At 54.5% G+C, this 17653-nt stretch carries 9 protein-coding genes, 1 pseudogene and 1 riboswitch; of the genes and pseudogenes, 9 read left to right on the top strand and 1 reads right to left on the bottom strand.

The window, feature by feature from the left end:
• Positions 1-6: 6 nt before the first annotated feature.
• Together ACQ4N8_RS12570 and sstT are read left to right on the top strand one after the other, a co-directional pair.
• Positions 7-1134 (top strand): NAD(P)/FAD-dependent oxidoreductase, encoded by a 1128-nt coding sequence (locus tag ACQ4N8_RS12570; protein ID WP_430704707.1) that lies wholly within the window; start codon positions 7-9, stop codon positions 1132-1134.
• Positions 1135-1283: 149 nt separating this feature from the next.
• Positions 1284-2528: a serine/threonine transporter SstT gene (gene sstT / locus ACQ4N8_RS12565; RefSeq protein WP_430704706.1), complete on the top strand. Its 1245-nt coding sequence runs from the start codon at positions 1284-1286 to the stop codon at positions 2526-2528.
• Positions 2529-2553: 25 nt separating this feature from the next.
• Here sstT and ACQ4N8_RS12560 read toward each other — a convergent pair whose 3' ends face one another.
• The gene (locus tag ACQ4N8_RS12560) at positions 2554-3489 is read right to left on the bottom strand and encodes a ketopantoate reductase family protein (protein ID WP_430704705.1); all 936 of its coding nucleotides are present in this window, start codon (positions 3487-3489) and stop codon (positions 2554-2556) included.
• A gap of 174 nt (positions 3490-3663) precedes the next feature.
• On the opposite strand from ACQ4N8_RS12560, the gene ACQ4N8_RS12555 reads away from it, so the two are divergent.
• The 7 genes and pseudogenes from ACQ4N8_RS12555 to ACQ4N8_RS12525 all read left to right on the top strand — a co-directional run bounded on the left by ACQ4N8_RS12555 (position 3664) and on the right by ACQ4N8_RS12525 (position 17648).
• On the top strand, positions 3664-4233 hold the full coding sequence (locus ACQ4N8_RS12555; RefSeq protein ID WP_430704704.1) for a TetR/AcrR family transcriptional regulator: 570 nt from the start codon (positions 3664-3666) through the stop codon (positions 4231-4233).
• A 219-nt stretch (positions 4234-4452) separates the two neighbouring features.
• Positions 4453-4521: pseudogene (locus tag ACQ4N8_RS12550) on the top strand (IS200/IS605 family transposase); the annotation flags it as partial.
• A gap of 242 nt (positions 4522-4763) precedes the next feature.
• On the top strand, positions 4764-5138 hold the full coding sequence (locus tag ACQ4N8_RS12545) for a GntR family transcriptional regulator (protein WP_430704703.1): 375 nt from the start codon (positions 4764-4766) through the stop codon (positions 5136-5138).
• Between the two features lie 8 nt (positions 5139-5146).
• Positions 5147-6001: an ABC transporter ATP-binding protein gene (locus tag ACQ4N8_RS12540; protein ID WP_430704776.1), complete on the top strand. Its 855-nt coding sequence runs from the start codon at positions 5147-5149 to the stop codon at positions 5999-6001.
• Complete coding sequence (locus ACQ4N8_RS12535) at positions 6001-6633, top strand: ABC-2 transporter permease (RefSeq protein WP_430704702.1); 633 nt, start codon at positions 6001-6003, stop codon at positions 6631-6633. Before ACQ4N8_RS12540 ends, ACQ4N8_RS12535 begins: the two co-directional genes overlap by 1 nt.
• A 367-nt stretch (positions 6634-7000) precedes the next feature.
• Positions 7001-7089: riboswitch (cyclic di-GMP riboswitch) on the top strand.
• A 138-nt stretch (positions 7090-7227) separates the two neighbouring features.
• Positions 7228-16323 carry an amino acid adenylation domain-containing protein gene (locus ACQ4N8_RS12530; protein WP_430704701.1) on the top strand — a complete coding sequence of 3032 codons (9096 nt, stop codon included), beginning with the start codon at positions 7228-7230 and terminating at the stop codon, positions 16321-16323.
• Entirely contained in the window at positions 16320-17648 is a 1329-nt protein-coding gene (locus ACQ4N8_RS12525; protein WP_430704700.1) for a hypothetical protein, read from the top strand. Before ACQ4N8_RS12530 ends, ACQ4N8_RS12525 begins: the two co-directional genes overlap by 4 nt.
• The last annotated feature ends 5 nt before the right edge of the window (positions 17649-17653 follow it).

Raw genomic sequence — 17653 nt, 5'->3', positions numbered from 1 at the left:
TATAACATGCAAAAGTTTATTGTTATCGGAGCCGGGATATTAGGCGCTTCGGCGGCTTACCAGTTGTCCCGAAGCGGGGCCGAAGTGATCATCGTCGATCGGAAGGAGCGGGGACAGGCGACCGATGCCGCTGCGGGGATCATCTGCCCGTGGCTGTCCAAGCGCCGCAATCGGGCCTGGTACAAACTGGCCGTGGAAGGGGCGCGTTTCTACCCCTCGTTGATCGAAGAGCTGGAAAGGAAGGGGGAAACCGACACCGGTTATGCCCGCGTGGGTGCCCTGCGTATATATCGAGAAGACGAGAAGCTGAAGCTGGTCGAACTTGAGAAGCTGGCGGCGAAGCGCAAGCAGGATGCCCCGGAGATCGGCGACGTCAATTTGCTTTCATCGAACGAAGTGAAGCGACTGTTTCCGCCGCTCGAAGACGGTTATACCGCGCTGCATATCAGCGGCGCGGCCCGCGTCGATGGTCGCGCGCTTCGGGATGCGCTGCTGCGTGCCGCGATCCGAAACGGCGCTTCTCTGCTGAACGGAGAAGCCAGACTCCGTTTTAAGGGAACCACGGTGACGGGCGTAAGGGTAGGGGACGCATCGATCGACGCAGACGCCGTTTTGGTCTGTGCTGGTGCGTGGGCCAATCCACTGCTGGAGCCGTTAGGCGTGGATTTCAAAGTCACTTTCCAAAAAGCGCAGATCGTCCATTTGGCGCTGCCTGAGACGGACACGAACCATTGGCCCGTCGTTATGCCGCCCGGGGACCAGTATATATTGGCTTTTGCCGATCACCGGATCGTCATCGGCGCCACCCACGAGAACGATCCGCCAGGGTACGACGCCCGCGTAACGGCAGGCGGTTTGCAGGAGGTGTTTTATAAGGCATTGGAAGTTGCCCCCGGATTGGAGAACGGGACTTTTCTGGAAGCCCGGGTAGGGTTTCGCCCGTTCACGCCGGGATTCCTCCCGGTGATCGGGGCTTTGCCCGGCTGGAACGGCATCTGCGTGGCCAACGGGTTGGGGGCATCGGGGTTAACCATGGGGCCTTATATCGGAGCCCAAATGGCCAAGCTGGCGCTTGGATTGGAACCCGATATCGATTTGCAGGAATACGGCGTGGAGGGGGCTATGGCGCCGTAGCACATCGAATACTTGTGAAAATTAACGCACAGATATTTCCACTCTCCCACAAGTGGAGCTATCCATGGTAAACTAACGCTATGCCTCATTACAGCGTCGCAACAATGCTTAGTTGTACTACTTTATCTTGATCAACCGGAGGAGAAATCATGAAAGCAGTCGTACTCAGGTGGAACCGATTGAGTCTCGTTAAACGGATTTTCGCGGGAATTGTGGTTGGTATCATCTTGGCTTTGTCCGTTCCAAGTGCAACAGGTCTCACGATTTTCGGTTCTTTATTCGTGTCCGCCTTAAAAGCGGTTGCCCCCGTGCTGGTTCTGCTGTTGGTGATGTCCGCCATCGCGAACCATAAAAAGGGCCGTCAAACGAATATGAAATCGATCCTCGCCTTATACGGAGCAAGCACGTTTTTGGCGGGTCTGATCGCGGTGACGGCCAGCTTTATCTTTCCGGTCAGCTTGTCGCTTGCGACGTCGGGAGCCGGAGATTTGACTCCGCCGGGCGGTATCGTTGAAGTATTGAAGACTTTGCTCTTCAAAGTCGTGGACAACCCGGTCAACGCCTTGATGAGTGCCAACTATATCGGCATTTTGGCTTGGGCGCTCCTGCTTGGCGTGGCTTTGAAAGGCGCCAATAATCACACCAAAGACGCGCTTACCCATTTGTCGGACGCCGTATCGCAAATCGTGAAATGGGTCATCCAGTTTGCACCGTTCGGAATCATGGGACTCGTATTTGAGTCGATTACCGCCAACGGCCTCGCTTCCTTGCTCGATTATGGCAAATTGCTTCTGGTTCTGATCGGTTGTATGTTATTTATGGCTTTGGTAGTCAATCCTTTGATCGTGTTTCTGAACGTTCGCGCGAATCCCTATCCGCTTGTATTGACCTGCCTCAAGGAGAGCGGGATCACGGCTTTCTTTACACGCAGTTCGGCGGCCAACATTCCGGTCAATATGAGATTATGCGAAAAATTGGGTTTGAATAAGGATACGTATTCGGTATCCATTCCCTTGGGCGCTACGATTAACATGGCGGGTGCGGCGGTAACGATTTCCGTCTTGACGCTGGCCACCGTGCATACGCTGGGCATTCAAGTGGATTTCGGAACGGCGCTGTTGCTTAGCATATTGTCTGCCGTGTCTGCTGCGGGCGCCTCGGGCGTTGCCGGTGGATCGCTGCTGCTGATCCCGCTGGCGTGCAGTCTGTTCGGCATCTCGAATGACATTGCCATGCAAGTGGTCGGCGTGGGCTTCATCATCGGCGTGCTGCAGGATTCCTTCGAAACCGCGCTGAATTCATCCTCCGACGTTCTTTTTACGGCAACGGCGGATTATGCGAAGAAGCGTAAAGAAGGCGAACTTCCGCTGGTGAACACGGCAAGTTTGGACTAAGACATTTGTAAAAAGGGGCTGGCGACTATTCGCCAGCCTTCTTTGCGCGAAGCTGCCGCTCCAGCTCATCCCAATGGGGCGTCGGGACCTTGGCCCGCTGTTTCCATTCGTTGAATCTCCGGGCCAAGGCCTCCACTTCGCTAAAGTTACCGTCGATCATCCGGCTGACCGGCAGCAGGTGATAGATTTTCAGAAAAAGCCGAACGAGCTGTTTGTGTTTACGAATGAACGAAGCTTGACCGGCAGGGATTAGGGGATAACCAAGCGCTTCCAGCACGCGGAAGCCTTCATCCATAGCGGTTACCGCATGGCTCAGCAGCTTCCCGTCCCGGGCAACCTCTTTCATTCGGCCCTTGTGGATTTGAGTCACATAGTTAAGCGCCATAATCGGCACGATATGATTTTTCAACCAGGCGTCCATTTCGTTGTGGTAGGCGAGTTTGTACTTGGCTTTGGCAAAGGCTTGATCGAGCAACACTTGAAAGGAGATGGGCCCGTCCAAGCTGCCAAGCACCATCTGCCCGCCGCCGCCGCGGACGCAGACCATTCGGCCGGTTTCCCGGCGCCCTCCGGACAGTTGGAACCCGAAGGCGACGTGTTTCTCCGCATCGCTTCGTTCCAGGAGTTCGTTTTGCATGTCCCGGGCTTCGGCATTATTGCCGACCAGCACGATGTTGCTGCTCCGGTTGCCCGCCAGGATCGGCAGGACCTCCCGGAAATCCGTATATTTCATCACCACAAAAATGAGATCATAGAGATCGTCCGCCTCCAACGACCGGATGACCCGCACCGGATCCACCGTCGTTTTGCGCTGCACATAATGCCGGATGACCAGGCCATCCTTCTCCAACTCCTCCGCACGCCCTCCCCGTGCCAGTACGGAAACATCGTTGCCTCCGCGAATCAGCGCATGGGCCAAATAGCTGCCTAGCACGCCTGCTCCGTAAACCAATACCTTCATGGATTGTTCTCATCCTCTCTTTGTAATCAACAATTGTTGAATAATCAACGATGATTTAATAAAATTACCTTATCATTGGCGTTAGCTTTGCTTCAATCGCTAATTCATTGCGGTTTTGTTGATAAATCAACAGATAGGCCTCGTTTTGTTGAGAACGGGGCGCAAGGAGGCGGCATGGACAGAAGAATCATGAAATCGCGGCAGGCGATCATGGAAGCTTTCGTAGGATTGCTCGGCGAAAAAAGCTTCGACAAGGTCACGATCAACGATATTGCCGAGCGTGCGAATGTGAATCGAGGAACCGTTTATTTGCATTTCACGGACAAATTTGACTTGCAGGAGCAATGCATCGAGACGTATTTACAGCAGTTGCATGACAGTTGCCTATCGGACGGGGATGTCACGGCGGTTTCCGCCAAAGACCTGCTGCTGCGGGGTTTCGAATATTTGGGGGCGAATGCCTCGATTTATTCCACCTTGATAGCGGGCAAAGGGGTCCCGGTGTTCAGAGAACGCATGATGGCCTTGATGGAACAGGGCGTTCAGGATCATCTGGGAATGTACGGAATTCCTTCCGCAACGAACAGGGATGTTGAGGTTCAGTTTCTGGCTTCCGCCGCCGTTGGCCTGATGGAATGGTGGATCAAGCGCGGTATGCCTTACTCGCCGGCCGACATGGTGGAACAGCTGTTTACACTGCTGCTTCGTCATTTCCAACTGCCGGCCGTGGCGGACGTCAAATGAAATTCGCATCGTTTTACGAGCGGCAACACTGCGCTCTTGCAGAACATGCCAAGAAACTCTCAAGGCTGCTGAGCCTGAGAGTTTTTTTGTCAAAAGAAAACCATACGCTATGCGTATGGTTCGGGAGAGCTTTCAGCGATGTATCAAAAAAAATTCCTCCCAGTGTTACAATAAATTTGGTTCGCCAACCGAATTTATCGCACAACAGGAGGAATACAGATGTCATCTGATGTGAACAGTTTAGCACATACAAAATGGAATTGTAAGTACCACATTGTACACGGCCCCGACCCGTCAACAGGTGGAAAACGACATCTTTACAGTGTAGGGCATCGTGCAGAAATATAACTGCGCACTCAAACGGCTGGACTTTCAGCAGGAGCGGGGGGATATGTCGAGCCTGTTCCTCGGCGTACGCCATTCAAAGAGCCAGGAAATCTGATTTTTAGAAGTTTTGACATTGATAGGATAACGAGTTATGCTGTGCTTATAGTGCATACACACTAGTTGATTTTTGAGGTGATATGATATTGAATATAATTATTGTAAATTCTGCGGAAGTACCTATTTACGGGCAGATTATGAACCAAATTAAATCCGCTATTTTGTCCGGCGAATTAAAAGAAGGAGATGTTTTACCATCTGTTAGGGGCTTGGCAAAGGATTTGAACGTTAGCGTTATTACGACAAGGAAAGCATATGAGGGTTTGGAAGCGCAAGGATTTACTATCAATATGATGGGAAAAGGGTCTTTTGTTGCACCACAAAATATGGAGCTTTTAAAGGAAACCCGATTGGTGGAAATTGAAAAAAAGCTTACAGATATTATTGAGTATGCAAAGCCTGTTGGAATTTTAGGAGAAGATTTGAAAAAAATTATAGATGAATTAGGCAAGGAGGAATAAGATTGGATATGGTTTTGGAAATTTGCAATCTATGTAAAAGCTATGAGGAATTTAGTTTGCGGGATATAAATATGTCGCTGGAAAAGGGAACACTTACCGGCTTCATAGGGCCGAATGGCGCAGGAAAAACGACAACCATTAAAAGCATATTGAACATTATTAAACCGGATGATGGGAAAATTACAGTTTTGGGTATGGATAGCGTTAACAATGATTTAGAAATAAAATCAAAGCTAGGCATTGTTCTTGACGACGGTCATTTTTATGAAGATTTGACCTTAAGGAAAATGAAAAATCTGATTGCCCCCATGTACCATACATGGGACGATAATGCGTATCAGCTCTACATAAAAAAATTCGAATTACCGGAGGGTAAGAAGATTAAAGATTTGTCCAGAGGCATGAGAATGAAATACGCGCTTGTGCTTTCTCTTTCGCATGGCGCTGACCTTTTTATTCTGGACGAGCCTACATCTGGTCTTGATCCGTTGGTGAGAAGTGAACTGATAGAAATACTGAAAGACATTGTGTTTGAGGGCAATAAAACTGTTTTGATGTCAACACATATCACTTCTGACCTTGACAAAATAGCTGACTATTTGTATTTCATATATGACGGTAAAATTATCCTGAAAGGGCAACAGGATGAAATAAAAGATCAGCACGCCATTGTAAAAGGCGATACTGCGGCATTATTGCCAGATTACAAAAATTACTTTGTTGGTATAAACAAATCCTCTTACGGTTTTGAAGGGCTGACAGATAACAAAGCAGCACTCAAAAAGGTACTGCCGGACAAAACAGTTTATGAAGTCCCCTCAATAGAGGACATTATGCTCTACTATACAAGGAGGTTCAAATAATGCGCTTAAACTTTTTTAATTTTACAAAAATGCAAATTTCAGCATTAAGCCAAATTGTTTGGCTACAGCTTCTTTGTATTGCATTATACCCGATGTTTTTTAATCAAATCAACGTAAACAATGATTTAGCTAATATCATCATTTACGCTGCGGGACTGCTGATGCTATCCTATTTACTTTTGCGAAATTTTGCATTTAATGACGCAAAGTATAAGACTAAGTTACTATTCAGTATACTACCTGTTAGGTCTACATCAATTATAGGGGCAAGGGGCATAATTATTTATCTTTTCTGTTTAATTGCTACACCTCTCTTGATTTTGTTTTCCAACATAACACATGCTATAAAGCCTGAAATGTTTGCAGTTGTTCAAACGCATATTCTTCCTTTTGGGCTATTGTTGATTGCTGTTTTTATACCAATAGAATTCTTAATATTCTATATGTTTGAAACTCAAAAAGCGGATATTATTGGTGCGCTTTCAATTTTTCCGTATATGGCCCTTATGGCCTTTTTATACAACTATTTAATGAATAGTCCTCTTTTGATTTGCGTGATTGTTGTTGCAATTTTTATGAATGTGTTTTGTTACAGCTTTTGCAATAAACTATATAAATGTAAAGAACTTTAAGTTGTTTCAGATTTTAAAAAATTGCTAATCTGCCCTGTGGCAAATAAAAAAAACCGCAGTTTTGGCAGAGGGTTAGTTTTGCGCTAAAATTGCATAGATGAGCCAATCGGCGGTTTTTGATATAGAATCAAAGCTGCCGATTTCCGCATTAAAAACAGAAATTTGGAGGGTGTGATAATCACGCCCATTTTTCATACGACACCGTTCGAGTTTTTTTCTCGGATAGGTGTCTTTTTATTTACTAACCTTTCTTTTCTCAATAATTTTCCAAATATGGCGTAACCAAGACCGTTGGAAATTGTTTATGTAGGTATGAAGCTAAATAGCGACATATGCATAAAAATGCAAATGAATAGTTTTGTAGTAATCCCGATACTCGTAAACGCCGCGAAAGCGGCGGACACAAAGCCATGGGTCTAAAGCTGGGGTCCCAGCCATGATTGCCAGGTTGCCGAAGGAAACAGGGCAGGGTGCGATGTCTTTTCCTGATATGTTCATATGGGGAATGGACATCTTTTTTTGTGCGGGAAAAAGGACCGGGAACACCATCGGCGTCGCTTATTTAGCAGCTTAATGATGACAGGGGGAAATGGTATGGACACGAACATGGTGAGCGTGGAGGAGCACCCTTTAAGTGCTTATCAGAAGGATATCTGGCTTGAGCAGTGCATGTACCCGGACAAGCCGATCTACAATCTGGGCGGTTACATCGAGGTGAAGGGGGAGATGGACCCGTCGATTTTCAATGCGTCCATCCGGTTGCTGATCCGCCAGAACGATTCCTTGAGAGCCCGTCTGGTCGACCGTCAGGGGGAACCTTATTTAGCGATTCGGCCGGAAGTGGATTACACGGTTCCGTTCCATGATTTTTCGCAGCGGGACAAGCCGAATCGGGCGTGCGTCGAGTGGATGAAGCGGGAGTTTCTTAAGCCGATTCAGTCGGAGCCGCAATTTTTTGAATTTGTATTATTAAAAGGCGATGCGAATACATATTACATTCTGCTCAAAGTTTACCATATGGTCATCGACGGCTGGGGATTTGCGCTGCTGTTCGGGCAAATGTTCGAAAACTACAATACGCTGGCGCAAGGCGGGCATATCGACCGAACGTGTTATGCGTATACCGATTTTATCGCGGACAACCGGCAGTACCTGGATTCGGCGGTTTTTGCGAAGGACCGGGAGTTTTGGAAAAGTCGGTTCGAAACCCTACCCGAGCCATTGCTCAGCCGGGGCATGGACGGGGAGGACGATGCGGAAAGCGACGCGCTCTGGAGCGATCGGCTGATATTGACGATTCCGAAGGATATCTATAACGGGATGATTGAATTTTGCGAAGAGGAAGGGTGTTCGTCGTTCCATTATTTCCTGGGTCTCCTGTTCGTCTATTTCAGCCGGGTGTGCCAGCGGAGCGAGATGGTGATCGGCGTGCCGGTATTCAACCGGGGCCACGCGAGATACAAGCAAACTTTGGGGCATTTCGCCAACGTATTGCCGCTGCGGATCAGTCCCGGGCAGGACTTGACCTTCAAAGAGCTGATGAAGCTGATCAAGAGAGAGCTGATGCAGTGCTACCGCCATCAAAAAATATCGTTCGGGGAAATCTACCGCGCGGTGTACGAGAACGTTAACGACAAAGGCAATCTGTTCGATATTTCGCTATCCTTCGAGGAACAGGAGATGCGCCACAAGTTCGATCACGCCGAATGCCGCAGCGTCAGCATGACGCACCACCACGAACGGAATGCGCTAACCCTCCTGATCTGGGGACATGAAGGGGCGGCCGACGTCACGGTCAATTTCGACTATCGGATCAAGGCGTTCGAGAAGTTCATCTCCATCGAGAAGGTGATCTCCCACTTTAACCATTTGTTCAAGCAAGCGATGGAACAACCGGAAACCCCGCTGTCGCAGCTGGAAATCCTGCCGGAGGATGAACGGGACGCGCTGCTGCGCGATTTCAACCGGACGGAGGCGGAATATGCGCGAGAGCAAACGATTCACGGCATGTTCGAGCGGCAGGCGGAGCTGCGGCCGGACCATCCGGCGCTGGTGTTCGGGGAGACGGAGCTGACCTACCGCGAACTCAATCAACGCGCCGACCGGCTGGCAGATCAATTGCGCGCGCAAGGCGTGCAGCGGGACGGCATCGTGGCGCTGATGGCAGAGCGTTCGCCGGATATGGTGATCGGGATGCTCGGAACGCTGAAGGCGGGCGGAGCGTATTTGCCGGTGGACCCGAATTATCCCGGGGATCGGATCCGGTACATGCTGGAAGACAGCGGCGCCGGCGTATTGCTGACGCAAAGTCATCTGCGGGACAAGCTCGCCGGGACGTATGGCGGACGGATCATCGAGCTGGATCGCGAAGCTGTGGGGGAAGTCGTCACCGACAACGGGGCCGGCGATATGGGCACGCCGAAGAAAACCGTCGGGCGCCCCGATGATTTGGCCTACATTATCTACACCTCGGGTTCGACCGGGAAACCGAAAGGCGTCATGGTGGAGCATCAGGGCGTGGTCAATCTCCAGCATTTTTTCGCGGAACAGTGGGGCGTAGGCGAACGGGAACGGATGCTGCAATTTGCCAGCAGTTCGTTTGACGCCTCGGTTTGGGAGGCGTTTACGGTCTTGCTGGGCGGCGGAACGTTGGTGCTGGTCGCTCGGGAAATCATCAACGACCTTCATGAATTTGAACGGTATATCAACGAACATAAAGTCACGATAGCCTTGCTGCCGCCTACGTATCTGGCGGGACTTGCGCCCGGCAGGCTGCCGGCGCTGAAGAAGCTCGTCACCGGCGGGTCGGCGATCACGAAGGAGCTGGCGGCGCGGTGGAAGGACCGCGTGGAATATATGAATGCCTACGGTCCCAGCGAATACAGCGTCATTGCCACGACCTGGACTTACCATGAGGAAGAGGCGCGATCCGCCTTCTCGATACCGATCGGCCGCCCGATCGGCAATACGCGGATTTACATATTGGACGCGCATCAAAAGCTGCTGCCGGCGGGCGCGGCCGGGGAGCTGTGCATCGCGGGGGACGGATTGGCGCGGGGGTATTTGCACCGGCCGGAGCTGACGAGCGAGAAGTTCGTGGAGAGTCCGTTCGCGGCAGGCGAAAGACTGTACCGCACGGGCGATCTTGCGCGCTGGCTGCCGGACGGCAATCTCGAATACCTGGGCCGCATCGACGACCAGGTGAAGATCCGGGGCTTCCGGATCGAGCTCGGCGAAATCGAAACCCGGCTGCAGGAGCATCCGGCGGTCCGGGAGGCGGTCGTGATCGCACGGACCGACCGGGCGGGCGAGAAATACTTAGCCGCCTATTTTACGGCCCCAGCGGAGGGAAGCCTCGATACCGAGCGTTTGCGCGAACATCTGCTGCAGGGGTTGCCCGATTACATGGTGCCGGCCTATTGGATTCAATTGGATGCCATGCCGTTGACGCCCAACGCGAAAATCGATAAAAAAGCGCTGCCCGAACCGGACCTGAACGCCCGGACTGGAGCCGAATACGCCGCGCCGCGGAGTCGCGCAGAGGATATATTGGCCGAGGTGTGGGCCAAGGTACTGAAGGTCGAACGGGTCGGCATCAAGGACAACTTCCTTAGCCTTGGCGGCGATTCGATCAAGGCGATCCAGATCATCTCCCAACTGCACGGACATAAGCTGAAGCTGCAGCTCAAGGATCTGTTCGATCACCCCGTCATCGAGCAATTAAGCGCCTACGTCCAGTCGGTGGAACGTATCGCGGATCAGAGTACGGTGACCGGAAGCATTCAGCCTACGCCGATTCAAAGCTGGTTATTCGAGCAGCCCTTCGCTGCCAAGCACCACTTTAACCAGGCGGTGCTGCTGCATAGACGGGAAGGCTTTGACGAGCAGTTGCTGCGAAACGTGCTGAATCGTTTGGCGGAACACCATGACGCGCTGCGCATCGTCGTGAGGGAACAGGCGGGGGAGCCGCTGTTGTTCAATCGGGGAATCCATGATGACGGGGAGCTCTATTCCCTGGAGGTACGGGATTTCACCGGGACGAGCCTTGTCGCCGAAGCGGTGGAGGATGCGGCGGACCGCCTGCAAACCGGCTTCGATTTACGGCAAGGACCGCTATTTAAAGCCGGGTTGTACCGGACGATCGAGGGCGATTATTTAGCCTTGTGCATTCATCATTTGGCCATTGACGGCGTATCCTGGCGGATTCTGTTCGAGGATTTGGCGTCGGGTTATCGGCAGGCCGAGACCGGAGAAGCGATCCGATTCAGGGACAAAACGGACTCCTTCCGGGCTTGGTCGGAAGCGCTGCAAACGTATGCCGCCAGCGCCAATCTGCAGGACGAAATCGCTTATTGGCGGGAGCTCGAGCAGATGGAAATCCTCCCGATTCCGAAGAATCATCCGGTGGAAGCCAGAAGGGTGGGCGATTTGGACTACTTCGACGCGGAGCTGAACGAGACCGAAACCGCCAAGCTGCTGAAAGACGCTAACCGGGCCTATAACACGGAGATCAACGATATTTTGCTGACGGCGTTAGGCGAGGCCATCCAGGGTTGGACGGGCGAATCGCAAGCGCTGATCAACCTTGAGGGGCACGGCCGCGAAGAGATTCTGCCCGAGCTTGACGTCAGCCGCACAGTCGGTTGGTTTACCGCGCAGTATCCGGTCGTATTGGATCTGGGCGGCAGCGAAGACGCAGGAGATCGCTTGAAAGCGGTCAAAGAAAGCCTGCGCCGCATTCCGCGCAAAGGGATCGGTTACGGGATCCTGAAATACCGTCGATTCGTGCGCGAGGAAGGCCTTTTGCGGTTCCGGCTGCAGCCGGAGATCAGCTTCAATTACCTGGGGCAATTCGATGAGGAGCCAGTTGCCGGGGTCTTTGCGTTGTCCGGGCTTTCGACCGGGGCGGCCGTATCCCCCGATATGCCGAGTCCTTACGTCCTGGATATCGTCGGCCGCGTAACCGGGGGCAAACTGCAGCTTCGCTTTGCTTACCACCAAGGCGAGCTCGAAGCCGTTACGCTGCATCGGGTGGCCGAAGGTTTCAAGCGCAGCCTGCTGCGAATCATCGACCACTGCGCGTCCCGCGGTTACGCGGAGCTGACGGCCAGCGACGTCAGCTCCAAGCGGGTGACGTCGGCGGAAGTGGATGGGGTCTACCGCGCGATGGGGAGCCTGGCTCCCGAAATCGCCGATATCTACTCACTGACCCCGATGCAGCTGGGGATGCTGTACCACTCCTTGCGCGAACCGGCTTCGGCGGCGTATTTCGAACAAGCCTTCTTGGAATTGGAGGGCCGCATCGATCCGAACCTTTTTGACCGTGCGTTCCGGCTGATCGTGCAAAGACACGATATCTTGCGCACGGCGTTCGTGCACGAAAAGGTGCGGCAGCCGGTTCAGGTCGTACTCCGCAACAGGCCCGCCAACATCTTCCATGCGGATATTTGCGGATTGGCCGAAACGGAGCGGGAAGCGTATCTGTCCGCTTATGCGGCGGAGGACAAGGAACGGGGCTTCGATCTCTTGCGGGATCCGCTGATTCGCGTCGCCTTGATTCAAACGAGCACCGATACATGCCGGCTTATTTGGAGCTTCCATCATATCGTGATGGACGGCTGGTGCCTGGGCATCGTGTTCAAGGAGCTGTTGGAAGGGTACCGCGCTTTGCGGGAGGGAAGCGAACCGAGAGTAAGTCCGGTTCGCCCGTTCAGCGATTATACCCAGTGGCTGGAAAGCCGGGAGGATCAGGAATCGACCACGTACTGGGACGAGTACCTTGCCGAATACGAGCAGCCGGCGCTGCTGCCGAAATGCCGCAGCGAGGCTGATGATCGGGCTTACGCCCAGGAGGAATACGATTTCTCGATCGATGCGGACGAGAAGGCCGGTTTGGAGGAGCTCGCCCGCGCCAACCGCGCCACGTTAAGCACGGTGCTGCAGGCGATTTGGGGGATTGTGCTGCAAAGGTACAATAACACCCGGGACGTGGTGTTCGGCACGGTCGTTTCCGGGAGACCGGCGGAGCTCCCCGGCGTGGAAGAGATGGTTGGCCTCTTCATCAATACGGTTCCCGTACGGGTCCGCGCCGGCAAGGAGATGAGCTTCTCGAGCCTGGTTACGGGGCTGCAAGAGGAGGCGCTCGCTTCGGAGCCGCATCATTATGATTTATTGGCGGACATCCAATCGCGGACCGCTTTGGGGGCTAATCTGGTGCAAACCCTGGTAGCCATTGAAAACTATCCGCTGGAGGAAGCCGTAAAAAGCCAGGAAACGCGCGGATCGGCATCGCTGTCTGATGTCGAGAACGACGGCGGCGGGGGAATCCGGCTTCTTTCCGCCCGGGTTTCGGAGCAGACCAGCTTCGATTTCAATCTGATCGTGGTGCCGGAAGCCGGGCTGAAGATCAAATTCCGCTACAACCGCCGCGTATACGATCAGGGGCTGATGGAGCGCGTTGCCGGCCAACTACGCCTCATCGTTAGCCAGGTAATTGCGAGACCGGACATCCTGATCGGAGAGCTCGAGATCGTCTCCGGGGAAGAACGGCGGCAGCAGCTGCATGATTTTAACCGGACGGAAGCGGCATACGCGCGGGAGCAAACGATTCACGGTATGTTCGAGCGGCAGGCGGAGCTGCGGCCGGATCATCCGGCGCTGGTGTTCGGAGATGAGGCGCTCACCTATCGGGACCTGAATGAACGGGCCGATCGGCTGGCGCAAGCGTTGCGAGCGCAGGGCGTGCAGCGGGACGGCATCGTGGCGCTGATGACGGAGCGTTCGCCGGAGATGGTTGTCGGCATGCTCGGAACGCTGAAAGCGGGCGGGGCGTATCTGCCGGTGGATCCGAATTATCCCGAGGACCGGATCCAGTATATGCTGGAAGACAGCGGCGCCGCCGTATTGCTGACGCAAAGACATCTGCGGGACAAGCTCTCCGGGGCGTATGGCGGACGGGTCATCGAGCTGGATCGCGGCGGTGCGGGGGAAGTCGTCGCCGACAACGGGGCGGGCGATATGGGTACGCCGAAAAAGTCCGTCGGCCGCCCCGACGATTTAGCTTACATTATCTATACCTCGGGTTCCACCGGAAAACCGAAGGGCGTTATGGTGGAGCATCGGGGCGTGATCAACCTTCAGCACTGCTTCGCGGAACGATGGGGCGTGGGTCAGCAGGACCGGATGCTGCAGTTTGCCAGCCACTCGTTTGATGCTTCGGTCTGGGAGGCGTTTACGATCTTGCTCGGCGGCGGGACGTTGGTTTTGGCTTCGCGAGCTATTATTAACGACATTAATAAATTTGAAAAATACATCGACGATAACGGCATATCCATTGCGCTGCTGCCGCCAACCTATTTGGCGGGGCTTGCGCCCGGCAGGCTACCGGCGCTGAAAAAGCTCGTCACCGGCGGGTCGGCCATCACGAAGGAGCTGGCGGCGCGATGGAAGGACCACGCGGAATATATGAATGCCTACGGCCCCAGCGAATACAGCGTCATCGCTACGACCTGGAATTACCACGAAGAAGAGGTGCGATCCGCCTCTTCGGTACCGATCGGCCGACCGATCGACAATACGCGGATTTACATTTTGGACGCACATCTAAAGCTGCTGCCGTTCGGGGCGGCGGGGGAGCTGTGCATCGCCGGGGATGGACTGGCCCGGGGCTATTTGCACCGGCCGGAGCTGACGAGCGAGAAGTTCGTGGAGAGCCCGTTCATAGCAGGCGAAAGGATGTATCGCACGGGCGACCTGGCGCGCTGGCTGCCGGACGGCAATCTCGAATACTTGGGCCGCATCGACGACCAGGTGAAGATCCGGGGCTTCCGCATCGAGCTCGGCGAAATCGAGTCGCGGCTGCAGGAGCATCCGGCGGTCCGGGAGGCGGTCGTGATCGCACGGACGGACCGGCAGGGCGAGAAGTATCTGGCTGCATATTACACGGCGGAAGCGGCGGAGGCGGAGGCGCAGGCGCAGGCTTGGACCGGCGCAGAGGCGGATTCCGTGCGCGAATATCTTTTGCGGGAGCTGCCCGAGTATATGGTGCCGGCCTTTGTGAGCTTGCTGGACGCCATGCCGCTGACGCCCAACGGGAAGATCGACAAAAAGGCGCTGCCCGAGCCGGAACGGCGGATTGCGGGCGGCCTGGGCGTCAGCCTGCCGAGAACCGAAGCCGAACGGAAAATCCGGCAGGTTTGGCAGGAACTGCTGGACATGGAGCCGATCGGCATCGACGACGATTTCTTCCGGCTGGGCGGCAATTCGATCAAAGCGATTCAGGTTGTTTCGCGGCTGGCGCTGGATTTCGAAGTCGGCATCAACGACCTGTTCCAGTACCCGACGATTCGCGCGCTGGCCGAGCATATTCGCTATTCTAAAGACCGGTTGAAGGAAGTGATTCGCGCGATGCAGGAAGCCGCCGCGTCCAGGGAACAAGGCGGTTCGGCGCTGGATAGCCCGGCCCGGGACGCGCTGCGGGATTACCGGGAGCGGAACCGGCGGTATGACGATCTCGATTTCGGCGCGAAAGCGGGCTATCGCCATATTTTGCTGGCCGGGGCCACCGGCTATCTGGGCATCCACATCTTGCACCGGCTGTTGCAATCGACGGATTACGCGATTCATGTGCCGGTGCGCGGAAACAGCGACCGCGAGGCGCGGGAACGGGTGCTGGCGAAGCTGGAATTCCATTTCGGCGACGCGTTCGCCGGGAGGGAAGCGTGGCTTGAAGACCGGCTGCACGTCTACAGCGGGGATTTGACGCAGGACCGGTTGGGACTCAGCCCGGAGCGTTATTCGGAGTTGGCGGACATCGTTGATGCGGTCATCAATTCAGCCGCGAACGTGAAGCATTTCGGGCATTACGCGGAATTCCACGCGGTGAACGTGGAGGGCAATGAGCGGCTGATCGAGTTTGTCCGTACCGGGAAGCCGAAAGCCTATAACTTCATATCCACCACCAGCGTCGGCAGCGGCTGGGTCGAAGGCGCGGGCAGCCTCGTGTTCACCGAATACGATTGCAATGTCGGGCAGAGCTCGGACAACTATTACGTGATGACCAAGCTGGAAGCCGAGAAGCGGATTGCGGAAGCGCGGGAGCAAGGGATAACCGCCAATGTGTTCCGGGTCGGAAACCTGGTATTCGATTCCCGCTCGGGGATATTTCAGGAGAATATCGGGGATAACGCCTTTTACGCGCTGGTGAAGTCGCTGATCAAGCTTGGCCGGTTCCCGGCCATCCGCGACAAAACGTTGAATTTCTCCTTCGTGGACCAGGTGGCGGAAGCCGTGGTGCTGCTGTTCGACCGGATGCATTTGCAGGACGAAACCTACCATCTCTTTAACGGCTATCAGGTGAACTTGCTTGCATTTGCCCGCCTGCTGGGCGAAGCGGGGGTCAGCGTCGATACGATGCCGGTGGAGGCGTTCGCCGGGTATATGCTGGACCGTTACGACGAGCCGGAGGCCCAGGAGGAGGTCACGCGGATCCTGGTGCATTCCAACGTCTTTTTCGAAGGCGCAAGCAAAACGTTGTTCCTGGTGCAGAACCGGAAGACGGACCGCCTGCTTCAGGCGCTCGGGTTCAAATGGTCCAGGCTGGATCGGCGCAAGGTGGAGCTCATGCTGGAGCATTGCCGCCGGGTCGGGTTTATGGAAGCAGGACAGCGAGAGGAGAGGAAGCATTCATGAATGCGATCAAATTGGCAAGCACTTATTTTTTCGGTACGGAGCCGTTTGTGAGAGGCAACAGCATGATCGCCACGGTCACATTCAAAACGGCCATCGCCTACGACCGGTTATTTGCCGGCTACCGCCAGCTGGTTATGGATCATCCCATGCTGCAGTCCAAGCGCGTGGAGCTGCCGGGCCAAGATACGTTCGAATGGGGACGTTTCACGGACGAAGAGCTGGAGAAGCTGTTGAACGACGAGATGGTGCTGTTGTCGCGTTTTTACACGGAGGAAGAGGTACTGGGGCAGTATGCCCCGACCAATGCCCGGCTGCCTTTCCATCTGTTTCGGATCGACGAGTTTACGATCATGTTCTCGCTGAACCATGCCTTGGCGAACGGGTTAAGCCTGGTGTACTGGATCCGGCGGTGGCTGGAATATTACGCGGGGGAAAGCAGAGCCAAGCCGGGTTCTGCGGGGGAGAGCGGCGGGTGGCAGGAGAAGCTGCTGCGGCTGCAAAAAAGAATCGCCGCCTTTCTGTGGATGCCGGCGTTCGTGCTGGGGTTCATCGCCAAGGCGTACGGGAAAGCGCCCCGTCCCGGGGATACGGTCGATTTGAGCGGCGGCGAGCTGCCGTTGCCGGGCGGCCGTTACGTGAAGAAGCCGTATCGTTTCGGCAAACAGGAGACGAAAGCGATTTTGCGGCGCTGCCGGGAGAAAGGCATGACGTTGACCGAATACCTTTGCTGCCAGTTGACGGCGGGCCTGCTGGAGCAAGCGCCGGATCAGAAGCGGGTATTCGTTTCGATGCCGATGGATTTGCAGCTTTTGCACCCGTACTCGCCGGAAACGGCGCACGGCAATTATGTGGCCAGCCTGCCGATGCAGTTTTTTCGCGGCGGGGATTTGGCCAAGCAGGTGAAGGGGGCGTTCAAATGGTTTAAGCGGGGGGTTCCCTATGCATTGGCGCTCTTCTTTGCCTCCTTCTCGAATTCGTTTCGCAAGTACAAGCAGCAGTGCCTGGAGCTGAGCATGAAACCGATGCCCCAGCGGTTCCCTTTGTGGAATTTTACGATGACCTACTCCAATTTGGGGGTGCTGTCGTATCCGATTTTTGAGGAGTGGGTCGATTCGGTCTATTTTTCGATCAAAAACCAGTCGATTCTGCTGACCTCCGCGTCGCTATCCGGATGCTTGATGATGGAGCTGGGCGTACTGGACGGCTTGTATGACGCGGAAGCGGTGTTCGGCATGTTCGACCGGATTTTGTCCGCGGAGAATTTGCTGGGCTCGGCGGAACCGGAGTTTGAGTCTGTGCCGGATCCGCGATTGAAAGCCGTATAACGAGC

It is taken from the genome of Paenibacillus macerans, from assembly GCF_050565405.1.
GTDB classification, from domain to species: domain Bacteria; phylum Bacillota; class Bacilli; order Paenibacillales; family Paenibacillaceae; genus Fontibacillus; species Fontibacillus macerans_B.
Note: the sequence above shows the minus strand (reverse complement) of the source record. Positions and strands in the feature narration are given on the sequence as shown.

What these genes read in the sequence shown, in the direction of transcription:
- ACQ4N8_RS12570 (WP_430704707.1), top strand. Translation starts at nt 7, where the DNA reads ATGCAAAAGTTTATTGTTATCGGAGCCGGGATATTAGGCGCTTCGGCG.
- sstT (WP_430704706.1), top strand. Translation starts at nt 1,284, where the DNA reads ATGAAAGCAGTCGTACTCAGGTGGAACCGATTGAGTCTCGTTAAACGG.
- ACQ4N8_RS12560 (WP_430704705.1), bottom strand. Translation starts at nt 3,489, where the DNA reads ATGAAGGTATTGGTTTACGGAGCAGGCGTGCTAGGCAGCTATTTGGCC.
- ACQ4N8_RS12555 (WP_430704704.1), top strand. Translation starts at nt 3,664, where the DNA reads ATGGACAGAAGAATCATGAAATCGCGGCAGGCGATCATGGAAGCTTTC.
- ACQ4N8_RS12540 (WP_430704776.1), top strand. Translation starts at nt 5,147, where the DNA reads ATGGTTTTGGAAATTTGCAATCTATGTAAAAGCTATGAGGAATTTAGT.
- ACQ4N8_RS12535 (WP_430704702.1), top strand. Translation starts at nt 6,001, where the DNA reads ATGCGCTTAAACTTTTTTAATTTTACAAAAATGCAAATTTCAGCATTA.
- ACQ4N8_RS12530 (WP_430704701.1), top strand. Translation starts at nt 7,228, where the DNA reads ATGGACACGAACATGGTGAGCGTGGAGGAGCACCCTTTAAGTGCTTAT.
- ACQ4N8_RS12525 (WP_430704700.1), top strand. Translation starts at nt 16,320, where the DNA reads ATGAATGCGATCAAATTGGCAAGCACTTATTTTTTCGGTACGGAGCCG.